The organism is Hyphomicrobiales bacterium, assembly GCA_016125495.1.
In the GTDB taxonomy this organism is placed as follows: Bacteria; Pseudomonadota; Alphaproteobacteria; order Rhizobiales; family RI-29; genus RI-29.
The window spans coordinates 1-23,870 of sequence record WGLQ01000012.1; the positions used below are offsets into that span (position 1 = coordinate 1).

The window sequence follows — 23,870 nt, forward strand, 5'->3', positions numbered from 1 at the left end:
AACCCCACCCTTCAAGGAGACTTCCGATGATCCGCAAGATCGCAGCTTACGCCTTCGTCACCGCCTCTTCGATGCTCGTCGCTGGTTCGGCCTTCGCCGGCTGCGTCACCTACGTGCCCCGCTACTACGGCTGGTGAGCCGGTCGCCCCGATGGGGGCGCCGCACAGCCGATGGCAGGCCGAGGTGCGCATCGCACCGGGCCTCGCGGCGCGGCTCCGAAAGGAGCCGCGCCTTTCGTCATTTCCGGCCATCCGACGCACCGTGCAGCGACGACTTTCAGGCAGCGCTTTCGGCTTGCCGCTCGCCCGCTACTGCCGGCTTGCCCGCGCGTCCACCGCCGTCGAGCGGTTTCATTCGGATCGCGGTGATCTGGTTGCGCTGCTTGCGCAGGATCTCGAACCGGCAGCCATAGAAGGTGAACGCCTGACCCGGCTCCGGAATGGTCTGGGCCTCGTGGATCACGAGTCCCGCGATGGTCGTTGCTTCGTCGTCGGGCAGATTCCAGTCGAGGAACCGGTTGATGTCGCGGATCGCGACCGTGCCGTCGACGTTCACGGTGCCGTCGGGCTGCGGGCGAATCCCGACGTCGGGCACGTCGTGTTCGTCCGCGATCTGGCCGACGATCTCCTCGAGGATGTCCTCGAGTGTGATCATGCCCATCACCTCACCATACTCGTCGACGACGAGCGCCATGTGCGCCTTGCGCTTGAGGAAGGCATTGAGCTGGTCCTTGAGCGAGGTGGAGTCCGGCACGAACCAGGCATCCTTGGCGAGCGCCATGATGTCGACGCTCGCCGCCTCCACATCGCCCCGGTTGAGCGAGCGCAGCAGGTCCTTGACGTGCAGCACGCCGACGATGTTTTCCGGCTGGCGCCGCCAGATCGGCAGCCGCGAAAACGGGCTCTTGAGGATGTCGTCGATCAGCTTGGGCCGCGGATCGTCCGCATTGAGGGTTTGCATTTTCGTGCGGTGCACCATGACGTCGCCGACCGTCAGGTCCCTGAGATCGAGGATGCCGCCCAGCATGTCACGATCGTGCTTGACGACGCCGCCCTCGCGATGATGCAGGTCGATTGCTCCGCGCAATTCCTCGTGCGGCGAGACCATCACCTCACCGATGCCCTTTTCGGAAGAGCCGATCAGGCCCCGCACGATGAGCTGCACGAGCCGCGAAACCGGTGAGAGAATGAACACCACGGCCCGCAGGATCGGCGCGACGGCGATCGCCACCCGGTCCGGCGACTTGATCGCCACGGTCTTGGGAAGCACTTCCGAGAAGACCACGACCAGCGCGGTCATGGCGAGCGTCGCATAGGCGACCCCGACCTCTCCGAAGGCGCGCAGGAAGATGCTGGTCGCGAGCGCCGAGGCGAGAATGTTGACCAGGTTGTTGCCGATCAGGATGGAGCCGATCAGCCGTTCGGGCTCGGCCACCAGCCGGTTGACGAGGCCCGCCCGGGCGTCCCCGTCACGCTCGAGGGCGTGCATTCGGGCCCGAGACGCAGCGGTCACAGCCGTCTCCGACCCTGAAAAGAATGCGGAAAAGATCAGCAGCACGAGAACGGCTGCGATGGTGATGGCGAATTCGATGCTCATTTCGGTCTCGTCTGTGGGCGATTGCGGCCCCGGCTTGCGAGGTGTCCGGCGAATTGATCGGCGCCAAGAGGCGCGCGCGGCGATGGGTGCCCCGGTATCATCCGGAGCCAGCAGGCTCGCGCGGACCTCAGATGCGGCATTCTTGGTCCAGGAACGCGCTGAGGTCGCCCTCGTCGACCGATCGCTCGATGAAGGCAGAACCGATACCGGCAAGCAGGATCAATACCAACCGGCCACGTGCGACTTTCTTGTCTTGCCCCATGAGCTCCAGCAACCGCTCCGGTGTCGGCGACGTGCGCCAGGCGACGTCGCCGATGCGTGTCGGAAGGCCGGTCGCGATGAAATGGCGCTCAATGCGCTCACGTTCGCCGGCCCCGATCAGGCCGCGACGCTCCGAATAGCGCGCCGCCTGCGCCATGCCGATGGCGATCGCCTCCCCGTGCAGCAGGAGATCGGTGAAGCCGGCGTGAGCTTCAAGTGCGTGCCCGAAGGTGTGGCCGAGATTGAGGAGCGCGCGTTCGCCGCTTTCGCGTTCGTCGGCGGCGACGACCTCGGCCTTGGCGCGCACGCTGACCTCGATGGCATGCCGGCGAGCTTCGGCATCCCCGGCGATGAGGCGGGGTGCGTTCGCCTCGAGCCAGGCGAAGAAGTCGGGCCGTCCGATGAGGCCGTATTTGGCGACCTCTGCGTAACCAGCCCGCAGTTGGCGGGAATCGAGCGTTGCCAGCGTATCGATATCGATGAGGACGAGCGAGGGCTGGTGGAAGGCGCCGATCAGGTTCTTGCCCTCCGGCGCATTGATGCCCGTCTTGCCTCCGACGGAGGAGTCCACCTGCGCCAGCAGTGAGGTGGGCACCTGCACGAAGGCAACGCCCCGCCGCAGGGTCGCCGCCGCAAAGCCCGCGAGGTCACCGATCACGCCGCCACCGAGCGCCACCAGGGCATCACCGCGCTCGACACCGATTTGCAGCAACCGGCGCGAGAGGGCCGTGTAGGATTCGAAGCTCTTGGTCGCTTCGCCGGCCGGCAGGACGACCTCCCCGAGGCACTGGCACGTGGGCGCGAGACCTGCCCTCGCGGCGGCAAGCTGTGCGCCTGCGACATTCTCGTCGGTGACGATTGCGATCCGCGCCCGCGGCAGCGTTGTTGCGATTGCTTCCCCGGCCCGGGCGAGCAGACCCGAGCCGATCAGGATTTGGTAGGAGCGATCGCCGAGCGCCACCTCGACGACGCGCTCCGCTTTGGCCTCCACTCGCGCCTCTTGCGCATCTGCCATGAGCTGGAACTCCAAATTGTTGGGTGCGCGACCGCGCGCTCGTCGTCGCGCCGCTCGGTCGAATTGGCGCAACTGACGTCCGGTCGCCGGGCGCCGCAGGACGCGATACAGAACGTCGGAACCGGACCACTAGCCGGCGTCGGTTGCGGACATCCCGAGCCACATCGCGAGTGCAGCGATCGCCTCCTCGACCACCACCTCGTGCGGCACGTCGCGCGAGTGCACCGTGATGTCCGCCCGCGCATAGACCGGATAGCGAACCTCGATCAGCTCCGCCAGCACCTTGCGCGGATCGCGATCCTTGAGCAGCGGCCGGTGGTTGCGCTTTCGCACCCTTCGCACCAGGACGTCGAGATCGGCCTTGAGCCAGAGCGAGACACCGGCCTCGCGGATTCGGGCCCTCGTCTCTTCGTCCATGAAGGCGCCGCCACCTGTCGCCAGCACCTGCGGCCCTTCCGTCAGCAAGCGCGCGATCACGCGCCGTTCCCCGTCGCGGAAATGCTGTTCGCCGTGCTCGGCGAAGATGTCGCTGATGGATTTGCCCGCCGCCGCCTCGATTTCCGTGTCGGCGTCGATGAATGCCAGCTCGAGGCGCTTGGCCAGCCGCTTGCCGACGGCGGATTTGCCGGCGCCCATGAGGCCCACCAGCACGATCGAGCGTCCGGCCAGGGCTTCGCGTATCGGTGCGGCCAGCTCGTAAGGCTGATCGATCGTTTGGGACATGCTCGCTCGTGCTCGCCTTCCCGCCGCCCTGACCTCCCGATAATCTCTCGGGATTGCGGTGGGGGCTCGAGGTGCTCTCCCGGCGGACGGTTTCATAACTTGTCTCGACTGACAATCCCCATATACCTGTCGTCGACGGCCGTCCTTTCGGCGTCGTGGCGCGAGCCGCCATCCTCGTGCCATACCGATCGCGAACGAGGTTGACCGATGCCCAGTCTCATCCGCTTTCTGACGGTCATTGGCACGCTTGTGGCGGTGGTCTACGGGTCATTCTATGTTCTTGCGGTCTACTTCGAGCCGGCGCAGCAGGAAGTGTCCAAGCAGGTCCTCGGTGTTTCCATCAAGTCCGATTAGCTCTGGACTGCGCTTGCGTTTGCCATGCGCCTCGACGGGCGCTGTCGGCTGGGTCGCCGCGCTCGCCTTTGCGGTCCTTTGCGCCGCCGTGCCCGCCCGGGCCGAGCAGCAGCGCCTCGATCCCGCCAATCCGATCCTCGTCATCCCGGACAGTGGGCCGCTTGCGCCGGTCGTCCCGCGTGGTCAACGCCCGCTTCCCGAGTTGGCCCCTGGCTACGATCGCTCGCGTCCGCCCTCGCGGGAGCTGATCGGGCGGGGTGCCTCCGGCATCGAATCCGCCCCCCTTGCCCCCCTTGGCCCCTCGGCCCCGCTCGACGCCGCGCCCGCCCCGTCCGACCAGCCGCGCTGGGGCCCCGGACGGCTCGCCCCGCCCGTCGGTCGCGGAGCGGGCGAGAGCCTCGCTGCCCGCTCGCTCGGGCCCGATCTCTGGCGCGGAATGACGATGGCCGATCTCGAGCGCTTCGTCGCCGATTCGCGGTTCGCGCTGCGTTCGCCGGTCATGCAGCGGCTCTGGCAGCGCCTGATGTTGAGCGACTCCACGCCGCCGGCCGGTGGCGAGGACGGCAGCTTCCTGGCCTACCGCATGGAGGCCCTCTATCGCCTCGGGCGCATCGAGGAGGCGGCAATGCTCGCCCGTGGTGCCGGAGCCGAGACCCCGCTCGCCCGTGCCGTCGCCGCGCGGGCTCTCTTGGCACGCGGCGAACAGGAGCAGGCGTGCGGCACCTCAAAGACCCTGCTCCAGGAGGGCGCCAGCCTGCCGGCACCGCTCACGCGCGATATCTACCTCATCGTCGCCCACTGTGCCGCGGTCACCGTCAATCCCAAGGCCGGTCTGCTCATTCTCGATCTCGCACGCGAGCGGGGCGTGAATGCCGAGACCGCCTACGAAATTCTCGATGCCCTTTCCAGGGGGGGCCGGCCGCGCGTGCGCTTGCCCGAGGAGATCGACCTCATCGACGGCCTTTTTCTCGCCTTGGCCGGGGCACCGTTCGACGGTCGCCTGGTGGCCCGGGCGACGCCGGCCTTTGCCGTGTTCCTCGCCGAGGACGCCCGCGATCCTGGGGTGCGCGCCCTCGCCGCCGAGCGCGCGCTGATCGTCGGTGCCGCGGATGTCGCGGTGCTCGCCGCTGCATATGCCGAGGTGGGGGGCGGCTCCGATCCAGTCGCCCGCCGCGCCGCCGCCTACGGGGCCGCCGCGAACGCGCGTGGCCCGGCCGCCCTCGCCGAAGCCGCCGCCGACTACCTCGCGTTGGCCCGGACAGAAGGCCTCGAGCAGGCCGGCGCCGTCGCCCTCGGGCCGCTCTTTGCGCGGACCCCGCCGGATGTTTCGGCCGCGCCGTACGCCGAGATCGCGGTCGAGGTGCTGACGCGCAACGGCGAAACCCGCAAGGCCTGGTCCTGGTCGCTCGCTGCCGGCGCCGACGGCCGGGCCGGGGCGCGCCCCATGCCCTGGCTCGCCCTCCTCGACATCGTCGCGGTTTCGCCGGAGGTGCCCCGTGGCCCTGGTCTCGAGACCGCCGACCGGCTCGCCAGCGCCGGCGCGCTCGCGCCGGACACCCTGCACCGCCTCGCGACCGTGCTCGACGCGCTCGACTACAATGTCCCGATCCCGCTCTGGAATGCCGCCAGCCGTACCCCGCAGCCGACCGCCGGGCACCTGCCGCCGACGGGCGTGCTCAGCGACCTGAAGCTTGCCGCCGAGCGGCGCGATCTCGGCCGCGGCCTGCTGCTCTCCTTGGTCGGACTGGGCGGCGACGGGCCGCCCGCCACGAACCTGCTCGCCCTCGGCGATGTGATCCGCGGCATGCGCGCCCTCGGCTTCGAGCGCGAGGCCCGGGCGATCGCTTTCGAGGCGGTCGTCGAGGGCTGGCCGCGCGCCGGGGCACCGAGATGAGTGGTCCGGCGCGATGACCGGGCGTGTGCTGCTCGAGAGCTTCCTCGAGATGATGGCGGCCGAACGTGGCGCAAGCCCCAACACGCTTGCGGCCTACCGCCGCGACCTCGAGGACCATTTCACGTTCCTCGAGCGCGCAGGCGCGACGCCGCTCACCGCCGATCAGCGCCTGTTGCGCGGCTATCTCGCCGGGCTCGATGCCGAGGGACTCGCCCCCGCCACGCGCGCCCGCAAGCTCTCTGTGATGCGCCAGCTCTATTCCCACCTCGTCGCCGAGGAGCGCATCGACGACGACCCGACGTTCGGCATCGCTGGTCCGAAACGCCAGCGACCACTGCCGCGCACCCTTTCGGTCAACGAGGTCGACGGCCTGCTCGCCGCCGCTGCCGAGCGCGTGCGGCGCGCCGCGAGCGCGGAACCTTCGGCGCGCCTCTCGGCACTGCGCCTTCGCGCCTTGCTCGAGACGCTCTATGCGACCGGCCTCAGGGTGACCGAGCTGGTCACGCTGACGCGCCGCGCCGTCGAGCGCGACATGCGTGTTCTGACCGTGCGCGGCAAGGGCGGACGTGAGCGCATCGTGCCGCTCACCGAGTTCGCGCGAGAGGCCATCCAGGCTTATCTCGAAGTCGTCGACGCCGCCGGAACAGGCGAATCCGCCAGCGCACTCCTCACCTCGGGCTACCTCTTTGCCTCGCGCGGCGCGGAAGGCCACCTCACGCGCCAGCATGTCGCCCAGGAACTGAAGGACCTCGCAGCCGAGGCCGGACTCGCGCCGGACCGCGTTTCGCCGCACGTGCTACGTCATGCCTTCGCGAGCCATCTCCTCGATCGCGGCGCCGACCTGCGCGCCGTCCAGCAGCTCCTGGGCCACGCCGATATCACGACCACGCAAATCTACACGCACGTCCTCGAGGAGCGCCTGAAGCGCCTGGTCAACGAGCACCACCCGCTCGCCGGTGCCGCGATCGGCACCGGAGCAGCACGGCCCGAGGATGAATCGCGATGATCCCTTGACCGGTCGGTTCCATGGGTGCCAGAAGCGGCGCTTGTCTTTTCATGCTTTTCGAGGGGAGCATGCCCGTGGCCCGGCAGTCCTACGTTTTCACCAGCGAGTCCGTTTCCGAGGGGCACCCCGACAAGGTCTGCGACCGCATCTCGGACGAGGTCGTCGACCTCTTCTATCGTGATGCCATCGCTCATGGCGACGATCCGCGGCGCGTGCGCGTCGCCTGCGAGACGCTGGCCACGACCAACCGCGTGGTGATCGCCGGCGAGTACCGCGGCTCCGACCGCGTCACGACCATGGACATCGTCGCCGCGGCCCGGGCCGCGATCCGCGACATCGGTTACGAGCAGGACGGCTTCCATTGGGCGCGCGCCAACATCGAGGTGCTGTTGCACGGCCAGTCGTCGGACATCGCCCAGGGCGTCGATGCCGCCGGCAACAAGGACGAAGGCGCCGGTGACCAGGGCATCATGTTCGGCTACGCCTGCCGTGACACACCCGAACTGATGCCGGCCCCGATCTATTATTCGCACGCCATCCTGCGCAATCTGGCGGCGGAGAGAAAATCCGGTCGCCTCGGTATGCTCGGGCCCGACGCCAAGAGCCAGGTCTCCGTGCATTACGAGAACGGCAAGCCGCGCCGTGCTGTGCAGATCGTTCTTTCCACCCAGCACATCGACCCCAAGCTGTCCTCGGGTGACATCAAGGAGCTGGTCCGCCCGGTCATCGAGCGCACGCTTCCGAGCGGCTGGGTCAACGCCGACACGGTTTGGCACGTCAACCCGACCGGTGCATTCGTCATCGGCGGCCCCGACGGCGACTGCGGTCTGACCGGCCGCAAGATCATCGTCGACACCTACGGTGGCATGGCGGCCCACGGCGGCGGTGCCTTCTCCGGCAAGGACCCGACCAAGGTGGACCGTTCCGCAGCCTATGCGGCGCGCTATCTCGCCAAGAACGTCGTTGCCGCCGAATTGGCCGACTGGTGCAGCATCCAATTGTCCTATGCCATCGGCGTCGCGCAGCCGTTGTCGATCTACGTCGACACCGGCGGCACCAGCCGGGTCGGTGACGATGTGTTGGAAAAGGCGATCGCCAAGGTCATGGACCTTTCGCCGCGCGGCATTCGCGAGCATCTCTCGCTCAACCGTCCGATCTATGCGCGCACCGCGGCCTACGGGCATTTCGGGCGCACGCCCGATGCCGACGGCGGCTTTTCCTGGGAGCGCACCGACCTCGTCGAGGCGCTGACCGGCGCGGTCTGAGGGTTCGTTTGTTCGCTGGCGCCATCGGCTCAGCGCTGGTGGCGCCCGAGGTCCGCGACCCGCTCGAGCCATCGCGCGCGCTGCCGCTCGTCGAGCGCGCCGATACCGCCGATATAGGTCTCGCGCACCGGACCGACCCCGGACATCGAAAGGACCCCGTTCCGCAGGCATCTGACGCCCGCCGCCCCGAAGAGGAAACGGAACGCCAGCGCCGGCATGCCCATCGTCACGATGACGCGGGCGGAGCGGCCCGCGAGGTTCTGTTTCGGCCAGCCGCCGCCGCGTTCCGAGACCGCGAAGTCCGCCCGTGCGAGCTGCTCGAAGAAGGCCTTGACCAGAGCCGGCATGGTTCCCAGCCAGAGCGGAAAGACGACGACGAGGTGTTCGGCTCGCAGCACCTGCTGTTGCACGGCGCGCATCGCCTCGTCCGGCGGCGTGGCAAAGGCGGCCTCCGACAGCAGCGGCTCTGGCGCCAGACGTGCGATATCGACGTGCTCCACCTCGGCCCCGGCTCCGGTCGCACCCGATCGGTAGGCCTCCGCGAGTGCATGACAGTAGTGCGGCGTGCCGCAATCGGGGTGACCCTGGATGATCAGAACACGCTTCGCCATGACGCCGTCCTTCGCTCGTGCCCCCATGGATCGCGCCACCCCCCTGGCGATATGGACCGATCCCGCGCCGGCATCCTTGATCGCCGTCAATGGCTGTGCGAGGTCGTCAAAGTGAGCACGACCAGACAGCTTTCGGCATTCGAGCCGCCCGCGCCCGACGGCTGCCCCGATGCCGCGCCGGGCGATTGTTCGAACGCCGTTCCCGTCCGCCGGAAAACCTTGTTTGGCCGCCGGAAGGGCAAGGCGCTGCATGGTCGCCAGCGCGAGCTTTACGGTGGGCTGTTGCCAGCGTTGAGCTTCGATCCGGATCGTCACGGCGCCGATCCGCTGTCGGCCTTCGGGCCCGGCTGCCGGGCGCTGGCGATGGAGATCGGCTTCGGCGGTGGCGAGCACCTCGCCGCCCAGGCCGTTGCCCATCCCGACGTGGCCTTCATCGGTTGTGAGCCGTTCGCCAATGGGGTCGCCAAGCTGCTCAGTGAGATCGAGCGCCTGGCGCTCGACAATGTGCGCGTTTTCCACGACGACGCCCGCACGGTGATCGCGGCCCTGCCGGCCCGCGCTCTCACCCGGGTTTTCATCCTTTTCCCCGATCCGTGGCCGAAGCGCCGCCATGTCAAGCGCCGGCTCGTGGACGCCCCTTTCCTGGCCACTCTCTCGCGTGTCATGGCGGTTGGCGGCGAACTCCGCGTCGCGACCGACATCGTCGATTATGCGCGCTCGATGGACGCCGCTTTCGCCGCGACCCCTGCCTTCCGGTGCCTGACACCGAGTGCCGCCGAATGGAGCGCCCGCCCGCCGGATTGGCCGCCGACTCGCTACGAGGCCAAAGCCGTTGCGGCGAAAAGAGCGCCGCGTTACATGCGTTATGTGCACGAGCCGACCGTGGGCTGAGGCGATCGCCCCGCCGACCGCTCTGCCGCGTCGGGCCCGCAGGGCCATTTCTTCCAAGCCGGTCACATTGAACGCTTGCGCGTCGTGCGTGCCCGTCGTATAGGAAAAGTGCTCATGATCATCTCAACTTCGGGAGTGGGCCCTCCGGGTCCGCTCTTTTTTATTTGGCGGCGCAGGGTGTGACACGCCCCGTGCGCTCGGAGCAACGTGTTGACGCGAGTGGGTACGGACTTCGGTGGCGATGCGCGGTTCTTCCGCGAAACCGGCTTGGCGGCGGAGATTGCCGAATTGGCCGAGCCGGTGCTGTCCGAACTCGGGTTCCGGCTGGTCCGCGTGCTCGTCTCCAGCCGTGACGGTGGAACGATCCAGGTCATGTTCGACCATGCCGGGCGCGAGGTCGACGCTTCCGACTGTGAGCGGGTGTCGCGGGCGCTCGATCCGACCATCGATGCCTACGTGCCGAAGGCGCGCTCGAGCCACGGCCTCGAGGTTTCATCACCCGGCATCGACCGTCCGCTGGTCCGCCCGAGCGACATCGAGGCGCACATCGGGCACGAGGCGCGGCTCGAATTGCGCGAGATGGTGGAGGGCCGCAAGCGGTTTCGCGGGCGGCTCGAGGGCATGGAGGACGGCGAATTGCGCCTCGAGACCGACCTCGGCGGCGAAGCGGGCGTCGTGGTGCTCGGCTTTCCGCTGACGATGGTCGAGAGCGCCAAGCTCGTCCTGACCGACGAGTTGATCGCCTTGGGCCAGGCACGCCGTGCACTCGCCGCGCAAGCGGCTGCCGAGGGCGAAAGCGGCGGCGAGAACGAAGGTTCCGCTCGGGCCGGCGAGACGGCCGGTGGTGATATCGAGCCCGATGCCGGGGTAACGGGATCGGCGAATGAACGGCCCGTCGGCGCGGGCGGCAAGCGGCGCCGGACGGGCGACAGGATGGAGTAGTGGAATGGCACAGATGGGTGTGAGCGCCAACCGGCTCGAGCTCCTGCAGATCGCCGATGCCGTCGCGCGCGAGAAGTCGATCGACCGTCAGATCGTGATCGCCGCCATGGAGGATGCGATCCAGAAAGCTGCGAAATCGCGTTACGGCGCGGAGAACGAAATTCGCGCGCGCATCAATCCGCAGACCGGAGAGATGCGGCTCGCCCGCGTCATGACCATCGTCGAGGAGGTCGCCAACCAGGCGACCGAGATTTCACTCGCCAACGCCAAGTGGCGCGATCCCGCCGCCGAAGTCGGTGGCACCATCGAGGAAGAACTTCCGCCCCTCGATTTCGGCCGCGTCGCCGCCCAGAATGCCAAGCAGGTGATCGTCCAGAAGGTCCGTGAGGCCGAGCGCGACCAGCAGTTCGAGGAATACAAGGACCGCGTCGGCCAGATCATCAACGGCACTGTGAAGCGCGAGGAACACGGCCACGTCATCGTCGACCTCGGCCGCGGCGAGGGAATTCTCCGCCGTGAGGAGAAGCTGCCGCGCGAGGCCTACCGCTACGGCGACCGTGTCCGCGCCCTCATCGCGGACGTGCGCCGCGAACAGCGCGGCCCGCAGATTTTCCTCTCGCGCACGCGCCCCGAGTTCATGGCCAAGCTCTTTGCCCAGGAGGTTCCGGAGATCTACGACGGGATCGTCGAAATCCGCTCCGTCGCGCGTGAGCCGGGAAGCCGTGCAAAGATCGCGGTCATCTCGAACGACAGCTCCATCGACCCGGTCGGCGCCTGCGTCGGCATGCGCGGTCAGCGCGTTCAGGCCGTGGTCGGCGAACTGCAGGGCGAAAAGATCGACATCATCCCCTGGTCCGGCGACGCGGCCAACTTCATCGTGAACGCGCTCGCACCCGCCGAGGTCGTCAAGGTCGTGCTCGACGAGGACGCCGAGCGTATCGAGGTGGTGGTGCCCGACGACCAGCTCTCCCTGGCGATCGGTCGCAAGGGTCAGAATGTCCGGCTTGCGAGCGAACTCACGGGCTGGGACATCGACATCCTGACCGAGTCCGCCGAGACGGAACGCCGCCAGAAGGAAACCGGCGAGCGGCTCGCCCTCTTCATGGAGGCGCTCGATATCGACGAGTTCATCGCCCAGTTGCTGGTCGCCGAGGGGTTCTCGAGCATCGAGGAGGTGGCCTACGTCGATATCGCAGAGGTCGCCTCGATCGACGGTTTGCCGGAAGAGACGGCCCAGGAGGTCCAGACCCGCGCCCGCGACTACCTCGACGCCCAGGAGGCCGAGCGCGACCGTCGGCGCCGCGAACTCGGTGTTTCCGACGATATCGCCCAGGTGCCGGGTGTCACGACGGCGATGATGGTGGCCTTCGGCGAGAACGACATCCGATCGCTGGAGGATTTGGCGTGGTGCGCGACCGACGATCTCATCGGATGGCACGAGCGTCGCGACGGCTCGACGGTGCGCCACGAAGGTGCGCTGTCCGGCTTCGAACTGTCGCGCGAGGAGGCCGAGGAGTTGATCATGTCGGCGCGCCTGCTGGCCGGCATGGTTGAAGTGGAGGATATTACCGGTCCGGCCGCCGAGGCCGAGGGAGGCGAAGAGGCCGGTGGGGTTGGCGCCGAGGGAGAGGCGGTCTGAGGCCGGCCGCTCCGCGGGAGGCACGATCATGACCGGCGAGCCGGAGGCGCGGGAGTACGAGGTGGATGCCGACGGGCATCCGCGGCGACAATGCATCGTCACGCGCGAGCGTGCTTCGCCGGACGAACTCTTGCGTTTCGTGGTCGGGCCCGAGCGTCGGGTGGTGCCGGATATCGCGGCGCGGCTCCCCGGGCGAGGATGCTGGGTCACCTGCCGGCGCGAAGTGGTCGAACTCGCCGTTCGCCGCCGGGCCTTCGCCCGCGCGCTGAAGACCGAGGTCGTCGTGGATGCGGACTTGCCTGCGTTGGTTGGCCAGCTCCTGCGTGCCCGTACGCTCGCCTCGTTGTCCCTGGCCCGCAAGGCCGGCGAGGTGGTTTTGGGCTTCATGAAGCTGGAGGCGGCACTGACCGAGCGCCGGATCGTCCTGCTCGTGCATGCCAGCGATGCCGGGCGGGACGGGCGTGAGCGCCTCGATCGACGCCTCGCGGCGCTGCCGCCGGAGTTTCCCGGGGCGGTTCTCGAGGCGAGCGGTGCGAAAATCACCGGGGTGGATCTGACGCGAGACGAATTGAGTTTGGCACTAGGCCGTCCGAATGTGGTACATGCTGGGATGAAGGCGGGTGGCGCCAGCCTGAGATTCCAGAAAGACTTCGCGAGGCTGAGGCGCTACGAAGCGACATCGTCGCTCGACTGCGAGCCGGCTGGCTCGGCTTCTGGCCCAGATATGGCCCCGACCCGGGGTCCAAACACGGAATGAGTATGACCGAGACGAAAGAGACAGACGAGAGCCAGGCACCCGGCGATCAGCGCAAGCCCTTGACGGTTATTGCAAAGCGCACGGTCGATACTGCGGTCGTGCGCCAGAATTTCCCGCAAGGTCGCTCCAAGCCGGTTCTGGTCGAACGCAAGAAGCGTCGCATCGTCCCGCCGACACCCGGCGCGTCGTCGACGCAGGCCGCCAGCCCCGCACCGGCCCCCGCAGCGCCGCCCACGGCCAGCCAGACGGCCAGCGCCGCGCCACGTGCCGAGGAGGCCGCGCCGCGTCGGCGTTCCGGCGTCGAGCGCTCGAACATGCCCTCGGCGGCGCGTGGAGCGTCCGACGGCCTGACGCGCAAGCTCTCCGACGCCGAGAAGGAGGCGCGCCTGCGTGCCCTCGCGGCAGCAAAGGCGCGCGAGGCCGATGATCGGCGCCGGGCCGAAGAGGAAATGCAGCGCCGGGCCGAGGAGGATCGCCGCCGCGCGCTCGAGGCTGCCGCCAAGAAGCGCGAGGAAGAGGAGGAAGCCCGCCGCCGCGCCGAGGAGGCCGAGCGCGAAGCCGAAGGCGCCAGCCAGTCCGAAACCGCTGCGCAGACCGCCGTGGTCGCTCCCCTCGAAGGCACCGTGCCGACCGATCCGGTCGGCGCCAGGCAGCGTTCGGCGCCGGCCGAGCGGGTGCCGGTCGCCAAGGCGCGCACCGCCGAGGGCGAGGACGAGGAGCGCGGCGGTGACCGCGCCAAGCGGCCGCTGCGTCGCGAGGCCGAGCGCCCGCCGACGCCGCCCAAGCGCGAGGACGACAGGCGCACGCGTGGCCGCCTCACGATCAACAATGCCTTCGACGAGAGCCAACGCGAGCGCTCGCTCGCCTCGCTGCGCCGGCGCCAGGAGCGCCAGAAGGCGAAATCGATGGGCGCCTTGCAGGCCCGCGAGAAGATTTCCCGCGAGGTCGTCATCCCCGAGGTGATCACCATCCAGGAACTCGCCAACCGGATGGCCGAACGCGCCGTCGATGTCATCCGCTTCCTGATGAAGCAGGGCGAGATGTTCAAGATGAACGACGTGATCGACACCGACACGGCCGAGCTGGTCGCCCAGGAGTTCGGCCACACCGTGCGTCGTGTCTCGGCCGCCGACGTCGAGGAAGGGTTCATCGGGGCCGCGGACGACGAGGGCGATCGCCGTTCCCGGCCTCCCGTCGTCACCATCATGGGCCACGTCGACCACGGCAAGACGTCGCTCCTCGATGCCATCCGCCACGCCAACGTGGTCGCCGGCGAGGCGGGGGGTATCACGCAGCATATCGGCGCCTATCAGGTGAAGACGCCCTCCGGCGCCCTTGTCACCTTCATCGACACGCCCGGCCACGAGGCGTTCACCGCCATGCGCGCGCGGGGCGCCAAGGTGACGGATATCGTTGTTCTGGTGGTGGCCGCCGATGACGGCGTCATGCCGCAGACGATCGAGGCCATTCGACACGCCCGTGCCGCTGGCGTGCCGATGATCGTCGCCATCAACAAGATCGACAAGCCCGACGCCGATCCGAACAAGGTGCGCATGGCGCTCCTGCAGCATGAGGTGGTGGTCGAGAGCCTGTCGGGCGAAACCCTCGAGGTCGAGGTCTCCGCGCTCAAGCAGACAGGCATCGACACCCTGCTCGAGGCGATCGCGATGCAGTCCGAGCTGCTCGAGCTGCGCGCCAATCCGGAACGCACCGCCGAGGGCATCGTCGTCGAAGCCAAGCTGGAGCGCGGTCGTGGGCCGGTCGGCACCCTTCTGGTTCAGCGCGGCACGCTGCGCGTCGGCAACATCGTGGTGGCCGGCACCAGCTGGGGTCGCGTACGTGCCCTGATCGACGACAAGGGCGGACACATCGTGGAGGCGGGACCGTCGACTCCGGTCGAGGTCCTCGGCTTCAACTCGGCGCCCGAAGCCGGCGACCAGTTCGCGGTCGTCGAGAACGAAAGCCGCGCCCGTGAGCTGACCGAGTACCGCGAGAGCCTGCGGCGCGACAAGCTTGCCGGCGGCGCCACCGTGCGCTCGCTCGAGCAGATGATGTCGAAGCTCAAGGATGCCGGTCGCCAGGAATTCCCGCTGCTCGTCAAGGCCGACGTGCAGGGATCCGCCGAGGCGATCGCCGGCGCGCTCGAGAAACTGGGAACCGACGAGGTCGGCGCACGCATCCTGCACTCGGGGGTCGGCGGCGTCACGGAGTCCGATATCTCCCTCGCCGCCGCCTCGAACGCGGTCATCATCGCGTTCAACGTCCGCGCCAACCAGCAGGCACGCGCGGCCGCCGAGCGTGAAGGCGTGGAGATCCGCCAGTACGCGATCATCTACGACGTGGTCGACGACGTGAAATCGGCGATGTCTGGCATGCTCGCTCCGACCATCCGCGAGAATTTCCTCGGCAATGCCTCGATCCTCGAGATTTTCAACATCACGAAGGTCGGCAAGGTCGCCGGTTGCCGCGTCACGGAAGGCCGCGTCGAGCGCGGCGCCAATGTTCGCCTCATCCGCGACAACGTGGTCATCCACGAGGGCAAGCTCTCGACGCTCAAGCGCTTCAAGGACGAGGTCAAGGAGGTTCAGGTCGGCCAGGAGTGCGGCATGGCATTCGAGGGCTACCAGGACATGCGGGCTGGCGATGTCATCGAATGCTTCACCACCGAGAAGGTGAAGCGCTCGCTTTGACGGTGTCGGTCATCGTTGGGCGGGGGCGCCGGACGCGCGGTCCACGGCCCCGCCGCCTTCCTGACCAGCGAGGCGAGCCGCAGCCGGAGTTCGGCCGGCTCCGCCTCTCGTCGATCGAATGATTGGCGCTCCCCGCCACCGGGCGCGCTTGGCACCATGACGAGAGCCATGCCGGATCATCATCTGCAGTATCGGGTGGACGGTGCGGGCCTGCTGGAAACGATGATGACTGCCTGGCGTCGGGCGCGCGGACGAAAATTCCTCGTGCGCCAGTTCGTTCTTGCTATGGCTTTCGTCGTGCTCGCGCTCTGGGCGGCCTTCCAGATTGGCCCGTTCCTCGAGCTGTTCGGCATCCGGCTCTCACCATTGTTCGAGATCGCGGTGAGCATCGCTCTTCTCGGGCTGCTCTATCAGGCCTACTACTCGATCAATGTGATGCTGGTTCGCGAGGCCTGCGAGCGCATGGCGGGCACGGGTGAACCGGTGCAGGTCGAGGTCGGTCAGGAGAGCATCGTCTTTCGCTCCCCACATAGCGAGCATCGGCTTGCCTGGCCCGCGGTCCGGAGTGTCGACGAGGTTCGTGGCGGTTTGGCCGTGAGCGCCGGGCTCATCGCGTTCTATATTGCGCCGCAGGCCTTCACGGATGCCGCGCACCGCGCCGAGGTTCTGGGCTATTGCCGATCCCGCATTCGTCGGGACGTGGTTGCCGACGGCCGGCGCCTCGACGTCGGCGGCCCGATCGAATCCCCCGTGCTCGATCGCTGAGCACCGGGTCGACCCTCATTTCGACGACAGGACAATCGCCGTGCCGCGCAACACCTCCAACAAGGCTCCATCGCAGCGCCAGCTTCGCCAGGGCGAGGAATTGCGCCACGCCCTCGCCGAGATACTCATGCGCCGCGAGATCCGCGACGACGACCTGCGCGGTGTCGTGATCACGGTCTCGCAGGTTCGCATCAGCCCCGATGCGCGCGCCGCGACAGCCTACGTCATGCCGCTCGGCGGCCAGAACCAGGAGCGTGTCGTTGCCGCCCTCAACCGCAATGCGCGCTACCTGCGCGGCGAGGTTGGCCACGCTGTCCGGATGAAGTATACGCCGACCCTGGTCTTTCGCCTCGACACCTCCTTCGACGAATCCGATCGTATCGGCGCGGCCTTGCGTTCGCCCGAGGTGCGTCGCGATGTCGCGTCGGAGGATGCGGGCAACGATGGCACGGGCGACGCCGAAGATACCGGCGCCCCGGCCGATGGACAACAATCGTAGCGCTCTCGCCGCCGGTCGCGGCGCGAGCGGCATTCGAGGTGCGCGCATGGGACGTCGAAAGGGGAGTTCCGTTTCGGGTTGGCTGATCGTCGACAAGCCCGAAGGGATGACGTCCACCCAGGCCGTCGGCAAGGCGAAGTGGCTGTTCGACGCGCGCAAGGCCGGTCACGCCGGCACGCTCGATCCGCTCGCCACCGGCATCCTGCCGATCGCGCTCGGCGAGGCCACCAAGACGGTGCCCTTCATTGTCGACGGTGCGAAGGGCTACCGCTTCACCATGCGGCTCGGCATCGAGACGGACAGCGACGACTCGGACGGTCAGGTCGTGGCGAACGCCGATGCGTCCGGCATCACCGAGCAGATGGTGCGCGCCTTGCTGCCCGAGTTCCTCGGTGAGATCGAGCAGACACCGCCGCGCTTTTCCGCGATCAAGGTCGCTGGCGAGCGTGCCTACGACCGTGCCCGCGACGGTGAGGTGTTCGAACTCGATGCGCGCACTGTGACGATCGACCGCCTCGATCTGGTCGGTTTTGCCGCACCCGACGTGACGCTGGAGGCCGACTGCGGAAAGGGCACCTATGTTCGCGCCATCGCCCGCGATCTCGGTCGCCGCCTCGATTGTGGAGGCCATGTCGTGAAACTGCGCCGGACGCGGGTCGGTCCGTTCGATGAATCGCATGCGATTTCTCTGGAACGCCTCGAGGAACTTCGCCATAGTGCCGCCGGCCGAGAGGCTCTCATGGAAAGTCTGCTGCCCATCGAGGCAGCGCTGGACGACATCCCGGCGCTTTCCGTGTCGAGTGACGACGCCTCACGGCTCAAGAGGGGCCAGCCCGTGCTCTTGCGCGGTCGCGATGCCCCGATCATGACCGGGCCGGTCTACGCCATGTCGCGCGGAACCCTCGTGGCAATCGGAGAGATTTGCCAGGGCGAGCTTCGCCCCTCGCGAGTGTTCAATACGTCGGCGGGCTGACCGGTCGCCAAAGCAATGCAACGAGGAGCGACGATGTCGGTAACTGTCGAGCGCAAGGCGGAACTGATCAAGGAATTCGCCAAGGGCACTGGGGACACGGGCTCGCCCGAGGTCCAGATCGCCATCTTGAGCGAGCGCATCAGCAACCTGACCGAGCATTTCAAGAGTCACGTCAAGGACAACCACTCCCGCCGGGGCCTTCTGAAGATGGTCTCCCAGCGGCGCAGTCTCCTCGACTATCTTCGTTCCAAGGACGAGGCGCGCTATCGCGAGATCATCCAGCGGCTCGGCATCCGCCGTTAGCGGATCGCATCTGGGACGGACCTGCCTCCGGCCTCGGGAAACGGCGGCTCGGCTGGCGCAGCTGGCTGTGCCCGCTCCGCGGCGCCCCGGAACTGGAGTTTCATGCGGCCGGCTTCGACGAGGTTCGGGGCCGGACCGCTTTTTTGCGTTCGTCGCAATCCGGCGGCGACGCGATGATGAACGAGAGAAGAGATATGTTTGATATCGTACGGGAAGAGATCGAGTGGGGCGGCCGCAAGCTGTCGTTCGAGACGGGCCGCATCGCCCGCCAGGCGAACGGAGCGGTGCTCGTCCAGTACGGCGAGACATCGGTACTCGCGACGGCGGTGGCCGCGCGCAGCGCCAAGCCGGGGCAGGATTTCTTCCCGCTGACCGTGAACTACCAGGAAAAGACTTTTGCCGCCGGCAAGATTCCGGGCGGCTTCTTCAAGCGCGAGGGGCGGCCGAGCGAAAAGGAGATCCTCACCTCGCGCCTGATCGACCGTCCGATCCGCCCGCTGTTCGCACCGGGCTTCAAAAACGAGACACAGGTCGTCGTAACGGTACTCTCGCATGACCTCGAGAACGATCCCGACATCGTCGCGATGGTCGCTGCTTCCGCAGCCCTCACCATCTCAGGCATTCCCTTCCTCGGCCCCATCGGCGGTGCCCGCGTCGGCCTGATCGATGGCGCCTTCGTGCTCAACCCGATGCTCGGCGAGATTGCCCTCTCGGGCCTCGACCTCGTCGTGGCCGGCACTGCCGACGCGGTGCTGATGGTCGAATCCGAGGCCAAGGAGCTGAGCGAGGAGGACATGCTCGGCGCCGTCATGTTCGGCCACCGCGAGATGCAGCCGGTGATCGATACGATCATCCGGCTAGCCGAGCGGGCGGCAAAGGATCCCTGGCCGCTTTCCGTGAGCGAGACGGACGACCTCAAGTCCAAGGTTCGTGAGATTGCCGAGGCCGACCTGCGCGACGCCTTCGCGACGGCCGAGAAGATGGTGCGTCAAGACAAGGTCTCGGCGGCCAAGAAGAAGGTGTTCGAGGCCCTCCTGCCGGCCGGCGCATCGCCGGACGACACTGTCCGCCTCTCCGACGTCTTCAAGGAACTCGAGTCCGACATCGTTCGGGGCGACATCCTGCGCACCAAGCGGCGCATCGACGGCCGCGACCTGACGACCGTTCGCCCGATCGTGAGCGCGGTCGGCATTCTGCCGCGCACGCACGGCTCGGCACTGTTTACGCGTGGCGAGACGCAGGCCCTCGTGGTCGCGACCCTCGGCACCGGTGAGGACGAGCAGTTCATCGACGCACTCGAAGGTACCTACAAGGAGGCCTTCCTCCTGCACTACAACTTCCCGCCCTACTCCGTCGGCGAGGCTGGCCGCATGGGCTCGCCCGGTCGCCGCGAGATCGGTCACGGCAAGCTCGCCTGGCGCGCCGTGCGCCCATTGCTCCCCGCCAAGGAGGAGTTCCCCTACACGATCCGCCTCGTCTCGGAGATCACCGAGTCGAACGGCTCGTCCTCGATGGCGACGGTGTGCGGCTCCTCGCTCGCCCTGATGGACGCGGGCGTACCTCTGAAGCGCCCGGTCGCAGGTATCGCCATGGGCCTCATCAAGGAGGCGGAGGGCTTTGCCGTCCTCTCCGACATCCTCGGCGACGAGGATCACCTCGGCGACATGGACTTCAAGGTCGCCGGCACGGCCGATGGCGTCACCTCGCTGCAGATGGACATCAAGATCACGGGCATCACCGAGGAGATCATGAAGGTCGCCCTCGATCAGGCCAAGCACGGACGCCTGCACATCCTCGGCGAGATGGCCAAGGCGCTGACCGAGAACCGCGGTGAACTCGGCCAGTATGCGCCGCGCATCGAGACCATCACCATTCCGGTCGACAAGATCCGCGAGGTCATCGGCTCGGGCGGTTCGGTGATCCGGGCCCTCGTCGAGGAAACCGGCGCCAAGATCGACATCAGCGACGACGGCACGGTCAAGATCGCGGCGGCACGCCAGGAATCCATCAAGGCGGCGGTCGACCGCATCAAGGGCATCACCTCCGAGCCCGAGGTCGGCCAGATCTACAAGGGCAAGATCGTCAAGGTGATGGACTTCGGCGCCTTCGTGAACTTCTTCGGCCCGAAGGACGGCCTCGTCCACATCTCCCAGCTCGTCGCCGACCGTCGGCCGGAGACGACCGCCGAGGTCGTCAAGGAGGGCCAGGAAGTCTACGTCAAACTGCTCGGCTTCGACGATCGCGGCAAGGTGCGCCTGTCGATGAAAGTCGTCGATCAGTCGACCGGTCTCGAGATCCCGCGCGCCGAAGGCGAGGAGGGTGGGGATGACGAAGGCGGTGGAGGCGGTGGTGGTGAACGCCGCGATCGCCGTCCGCGTCGCCCGCGCCGCGACTGACCCGATCCATGCACTGGGCGCCGGTCCGTCCGAAAGGGCGGGTCGGCGACCTTGCGAGTTCTATTGGCGCAGGGCCTCTGCGTCGATGACGACACGCCCGCCGTCTTTAGCCTCGTCCTGCCCGATGCCGAAGATGCTCCATCCGCTCGAGACCGGCGCCCGGGCTCCCAGGCGCAGGAGTCGTTCGATCGCCTCGCTCGCCGCCAGCGTCGGCTCGTGCGCGAGTTGCTCGATCAGGTAGGCGCCAACCGCCGCCAGACCCCGCCCATCGAACTGTGGACCGCCGGCCCCGAATGCGATGACGACCTCGCCATGCCGGTCCGCCGGGGCGCGCGTCCCGACTGCTTCGTCCGCGCCACCGATCCGTTCGTCGATCAGCACGATGTTCGCCGGCGGCGACTGCTCGATGGCCCGTCGGGCGGCTTCGGGGATGACCTCCGGGCGGCTTTCGACGGCGGGTGCGACGACGATGACGTTCGGCAGGCTCTGGGCCGCCAACAGCAGGGTCTCCCGCCCCAGTCCCTCGGCGAGCGCTCGCGTGACGATGAGCAGCCGCCCTGGATTCTGTCCGGCATGTCCCAGCATGGCGCCGAAACCGTCGAGATCGCCCGGCCTGATGCGATATGGCGCAACGCTCGCCTCGGCATTGGCGAGCAGCACGGCGAGTGCCACGGCGTCGGCACTGGTTGCACCGGGATCGTCCGGATAGGGCTGCAGGTCGCCGTCGACCTGGTCGAAACCGATGATCAGCCCTTCCCCGTCCCGGGCAAGGCGGTTCGCCAGTTCCGGCCGTGTGTAGTTGATGCCCGGACCGAACAGCGAAAAGACGATGCGCCCTCGATCGATGCCGATAGGCACCGGCGGGTTCTCGCCCGCAGCGCCCGCGGCGCCACCCCACGATGCCGTCGGCACGACCAGCAGCCAAGTGGCCGCGGACCACCGGCGAATGCCCCGAAATCCGCCCTTCATCTTCGGCACTCCGCAGCTCGGTGCGACCGGCGAATCGTTTGCACTGATCATCGTATAAGTACGGCGTCCGGCAACGGTATGGCGACGACAGCGCTACCGGCGTCCGATCACCAGGCCGAGTTTTTCCACGACGAGGTTGGCGATGTCCTCGATCGCATCGAGAGAAAGCACTGGCAGCCCGAAGCTTTCCTCGACCTCGTGGTCGGCGGCGATCGCGATCACATTCGGGTCGCGCCCGGCGAGCGCCGTTCCCTTTCCGCCTTCACGGCGCCGCGCCTCGATCTTGGGCACGGGGTGGGACTTGTAGCCCTCGACCACGATCACATCGGCCGGCTCGAGCATTGCGATGACCCGATCGAAGTCCGGCTCCGGTGCCCCGTCGAGTTCGCGGATGAGCGCCCAACGCTCGTTGGAGACGACGGCGACCTGCCGCGCGCCGGCCGCCCGGTGGCGGGCGCTGTCCTGCGTGCCATCGTCGATGCGGAAATTGTGGTGCGCATGCTTGACGCTCGAAACGCGATAGCCACGCGCCGTGAGCGAGGCGATGAGGCGGATCGCGAGTGTCGTCTTGCCGGAGTTCTTCCATCCGACCACGGCAACGACCGGGGAGTGGTATCGTTGCGTCACGACGTGGCCCCGCCGCCGATGAGGGCCTCCGCCTCGGCCAGTTCCTCGGGCGTATTGGCATTGAAGAATGGATCGATGTCGATGGCCCCGATCCGGGTCGGCGCGAAATCGACCGCGGTCGTGTCGTGCCGGTCGGTCCAGTCGAGCACCTTTCGGATGCCGGCCTCGAGCGCCGATCTGAGATCGCCCGCCAGCGCCACCGGCCAGAGCCCGACCACGGGATGCACCCGCCCCCCCGATCTTGCCAGCACGACCCGCTCCGTACGGCCGTCGAGACGGCTCTGCAACGCGGCGACGAGGTCGCGTGGAAGGAACGGCGCGTCGCTCGGTACGCTGACGATGTGGCTCGCCGTCGGCCGATCGGTACGTGTCCATTCGAGGCCCGCGAGCACGCCGACGAGGGGGCCGGCGAAGCCCTCGATGGGGTCTGCGATCACGGTGCGCCCGAACGGGGCGAACCGCTCCGCATCGCCATTGGCGTTGATCACGATGTCGCCCACCTGGTCCGAGAGCCGTTCGAGCACGTGCGCGAGCATCGGCCGGCCGGCCAGCGGCCTGAGGCACTTGTCGCCGCCGCCCATGCGCCGCGAGAGCCCGCCTGCCAGGACGAGCGCGACGATCCCGTTGCCCGCCCCGGTCATTCGCCTCCCCCGCCTGTATCGGCATCGCCGTCGGCGTCGCGATCACGCGCGCCCTTGCGTCGATGTTTGGGATCCTCCTCGCCGCCGAGACGCGTGTCCGCGTCGAACACGATCCGCTCGGGGCCGGACAGCGCCACAAAGCGGTGACCACGGGCCCGTCCGATGAGCGTCAGCCCCGCCCGCCGGGCTAGATCCACGCCCCACGCCGTGAAGCCGGAGCGCGAAACCAGGATCGGCAAACGCATTTTCACGGTCTTGATGACCATTTCGCTGGTCAATCGCCCGGTCGTATAGAAGATCTTGTCGTCCGGCCGGATACCCTGGAGGAACATTATTCCAGCGATCGTGTCGACCGCGTTGTGGCGCCCGACATCCTCGACGAAGATCAGCGGATCGTCGCGCCGGCAGAGCACCGAGCCGTGAATCGCGCCCGCTTTGAGATAGAGGCTCGGCTCGGTGTTGATCGCCTTGGCGAGGCCGTAGAGCCAGGACGTCTTGATGCGTGCATCGGGCGACAGACGCACTTGATCGAATGCCTCCATCAGATCGCCGAACACGGTGCCCTGTGCGCAGCCCGACGTCTGCGTCTTCTTCTTGAGCTTCTCCTCGAAATCGGTCTTGCGCCGCGTCCGCACCACGACGGTCTCGATGTCGGCATCGTAGTCGACGGCCGTGATCCGGTCGTCCGCGAGCAGCATGTTCTGGTTGAGCAGATAGCCGACGGCCAGCGCCTCGGGCCTCGTCCCGATCGTCATCAGCGTCACGATTTCCTGGCCATTGAGAAAGAGCGTGATCGCGCGCTCGGTGACGACCGGCGTCGTGACCGGCCGGCCGTCCTGGTCGATGCCTTCGACCAGGACGCTGGCCCTCGGATCGTCCGGGGCTGGCCTCATGCGCTCGATCGTCTCGCCCGCTTCTCGCCTATCGCCGCCCTCGACGGGCGTCGCGTCGACGCCGTCGCGGCCCTGCGCACCGTCCTGGATCATGCAACCTTCCTGCACCCGGGATGCTATTCGCGCGCCTATCGTAATCGTGGCGGCGCGGTCCCACTTG

Annotated in this window: 21 protein-coding genes; 13 read left to right on the top strand and 8 right to left on the bottom strand. The window is 67.8% G+C overall.

Annotated features, from left to right (window positions below; genetic code table 11):
- Nucleotides 1-276 precede the first annotated feature (276 nt).
- The 3 genes from GC150_10520 to GC150_10530 form a co-directional block, all read right to left on the bottom strand.
- Nucleotides 277-1,596 (bottom strand): DUF21 domain-containing protein, encoded by a 1,320-nt coding sequence (locus tag GC150_10520; protein MBI1385334.1) that lies wholly within the window; start codon nt 1,594-1,596, stop codon nt 277-279.
- A gap of 127 nt (nt 1,597-1,723) precedes the next feature.
- A complete protein-coding gene (locus GC150_10525; protein MBI1385335.1) occupies nt 1,724-2,872 on the bottom strand; it encodes a 3-dehydroquinate synthase in 1,149 nt (382 codons plus the stop codon).
- A gap of 129 nt (nt 2,873-3,001) precedes the next feature.
- Entirely contained in the window at nt 3,002-3,595 is a 594-nt protein-coding gene (locus GC150_10530) for a shikimate kinase (protein MBI1385336.1), read from the bottom strand.
- A 207-nt stretch (nt 3,596-3,802) separates the two neighbouring features.
- Here GC150_10530 and GC150_10535 point away from each other — a divergent pair, with 207 nt between their 5' ends.
- The 4 genes from GC150_10535 (at nt 3,803) to GC150_10550 (ending at nt 8,114) form a co-directional block, all read left to right on the top strand.
- The gene (locus tag GC150_10535) at nt 3,803-3,949 is read left to right on the top strand and encodes a histidine kinase (protein ID MBI1385337.1); all 147 of its coding nucleotides are present in this window, start codon (nt 3,803-3,805) and stop codon (nt 3,947-3,949) included.
- 13 nt (nt 3,950-3,962) lie between these two features.
- On the top strand, nt 3,963-5,843 hold the full coding sequence (locus tag GC150_10540; GenBank protein MBI1385338.1) for a hypothetical protein: 1,881 nt from the start codon (nt 3,963-3,965) through the stop codon (nt 5,841-5,843).
- A gap of 13 nt (nt 5,844-5,856) precedes the next feature.
- Nucleotides 5,857-6,849 (top strand): tyrosine recombinase, encoded by a 993-nt coding sequence (locus tag GC150_10545; protein ID MBI1385339.1) that lies wholly within the window; start codon nt 5,857-5,859, stop codon nt 6,847-6,849.
- Nucleotides 6,850-6,923: 74 nt separating this feature from the next.
- Nucleotides 6,924-8,114: a methionine adenosyltransferase gene (locus GC150_10550; GenBank protein ID MBI1385340.1), complete on the top strand. Its 1,191-nt coding sequence runs from the start codon at nt 6,924-6,926 to the stop codon at nt 8,112-8,114.
- Between the two features lie 29 nt (nt 8,115-8,143).
- Here GC150_10550 and GC150_10555 read toward each other — a convergent pair whose 3' ends face one another.
- Nucleotides 8,144-8,977, bottom strand: coding sequence for a flavodoxin family protein (locus GC150_10555; protein ID MBI1385341.1), 834 nt, complete (start codon nt 8,975-8,977; stop codon nt 8,144-8,146).
- Here GC150_10555 and trmB point away from each other — a divergent pair.
- From trmB to pnp, 9 genes are all read left to right on the top strand, one after another.
- Entirely contained in the window at nt 8,777-9,616 is an 840-nt protein-coding gene (trmB, locus tag GC150_10560) for a tRNA (guanosine(46)-N7)-methyltransferase TrmB (protein ID MBI1385342.1), read from the top strand. The genes GC150_10555 and trmB overlap by 201 nt on opposite strands.
- A 219-nt stretch (nt 9,617-9,835) precedes the next feature.
- Entirely contained in the window at nt 9,836-10,558 is a 723-nt protein-coding gene (locus GC150_10565) for a ribosome maturation factor (GenBank protein ID MBI1385343.1), read from the top strand.
- 13 nt (nt 10,559-10,571) lie between these two features.
- Nucleotides 10,572-12,197, top strand: coding sequence for a transcription termination/antitermination protein NusA (gene nusA / locus GC150_10570; protein ID MBI1385344.1), 1,626 nt, complete (start codon nt 10,572-10,574; stop codon nt 12,195-12,197).
- A 28-nt stretch (nt 12,198-12,225) separates the two neighbouring features.
- Entirely contained in the window at nt 12,226-12,954 is a 729-nt protein-coding gene (locus GC150_10575; protein MBI1385345.1) for an RNA-binding protein, read from the top strand.
- 2 nt (nt 12,955-12,956) lie between these two features.
- On the top strand, nt 12,957-15,644 hold the full coding sequence (gene infB, locus GC150_10580; GenBank protein ID MBI1385346.1) for a translation initiation factor IF-2: 2,688 nt from the start codon (nt 12,957-12,959) through the stop codon (nt 15,642-15,644).
- Nucleotides 15,645-16,287: 643 nt separating this feature from the next.
- Nucleotides 16,288-16,908, top strand: coding sequence for a 30S ribosome-binding factor RbfA (gene rbfA / locus GC150_10585; protein MBI1385347.1), 621 nt, complete (start codon nt 16,288-16,290; stop codon nt 16,906-16,908).
- A gap of 46 nt (nt 16,909-16,954) precedes the next feature.
- On the top strand, nt 16,955-17,881 hold the full coding sequence (gene truB, locus GC150_10590; protein ID MBI1385348.1) for a tRNA pseudouridine(55) synthase TruB: 927 nt from the start codon (nt 16,955-16,957) through the stop codon (nt 17,879-17,881).
- Between the two features lie 33 nt (nt 17,882-17,914).
- Nucleotides 17,915-18,184, top strand: coding sequence for a 30S ribosomal protein S15 (gene rpsO, locus GC150_10595; GenBank protein MBI1385349.1), 270 nt, complete (start codon nt 17,915-17,917; stop codon nt 18,182-18,184).
- Between the two features lie 194 nt (nt 18,185-18,378).
- Nucleotides 18,379-20,580, top strand: a complete 2,202-nt coding sequence (gene pnp / locus GC150_10600; protein MBI1385350.1) for a polyribonucleotide nucleotidyltransferase — start codon at nt 18,379-18,381, stop codon at nt 20,578-20,580.
- A 60-nt stretch (nt 20,581-20,640) separates the two neighbouring features.
- Here pnp and GC150_10605 read toward each other — a convergent pair whose 3' ends face one another.
- From GC150_10605 to GC150_10620, 4 genes are all read right to left on the bottom strand, one after another.
- Nucleotides 20,641-21,549: a hypothetical protein gene (locus GC150_10605; protein ID MBI1385351.1), complete on the bottom strand. Its 909-nt coding sequence runs from the start codon at nt 21,547-21,549 to the stop codon at nt 20,641-20,643.
- Nucleotides 21,550-21,642: 93 nt separating this feature from the next.
- The gene (gene mobB / locus GC150_10610) at nt 21,643-22,143 is read right to left on the bottom strand and encodes a molybdopterin-guanine dinucleotide biosynthesis protein B (GenBank protein MBI1385352.1); all 501 of its coding nucleotides are present in this window, start codon (nt 22,141-22,143) and stop codon (nt 21,643-21,645) included.
- A gap of 29 nt (nt 22,144-22,172) precedes the next feature.
- Entirely contained in the window at nt 22,173-22,817 is a 645-nt protein-coding gene (gene mobA, locus GC150_10615; protein MBI1385353.1) for a molybdenum cofactor guanylyltransferase MobA, read from the bottom strand.
- The gene (locus tag GC150_10620; GenBank protein MBI1385354.1) at nt 22,814-23,710 is read right to left on the bottom strand and encodes a sulfurtransferase FdhD; all 897 of its coding nucleotides are present in this window, start codon (nt 23,708-23,710) and stop codon (nt 22,814-22,816) included. The genes mobA and GC150_10620 overlap by 4 nt, the downstream gene beginning before the upstream one ends.
- Nucleotides 23,711-23,870: the final 160 nt, after the last annotated feature.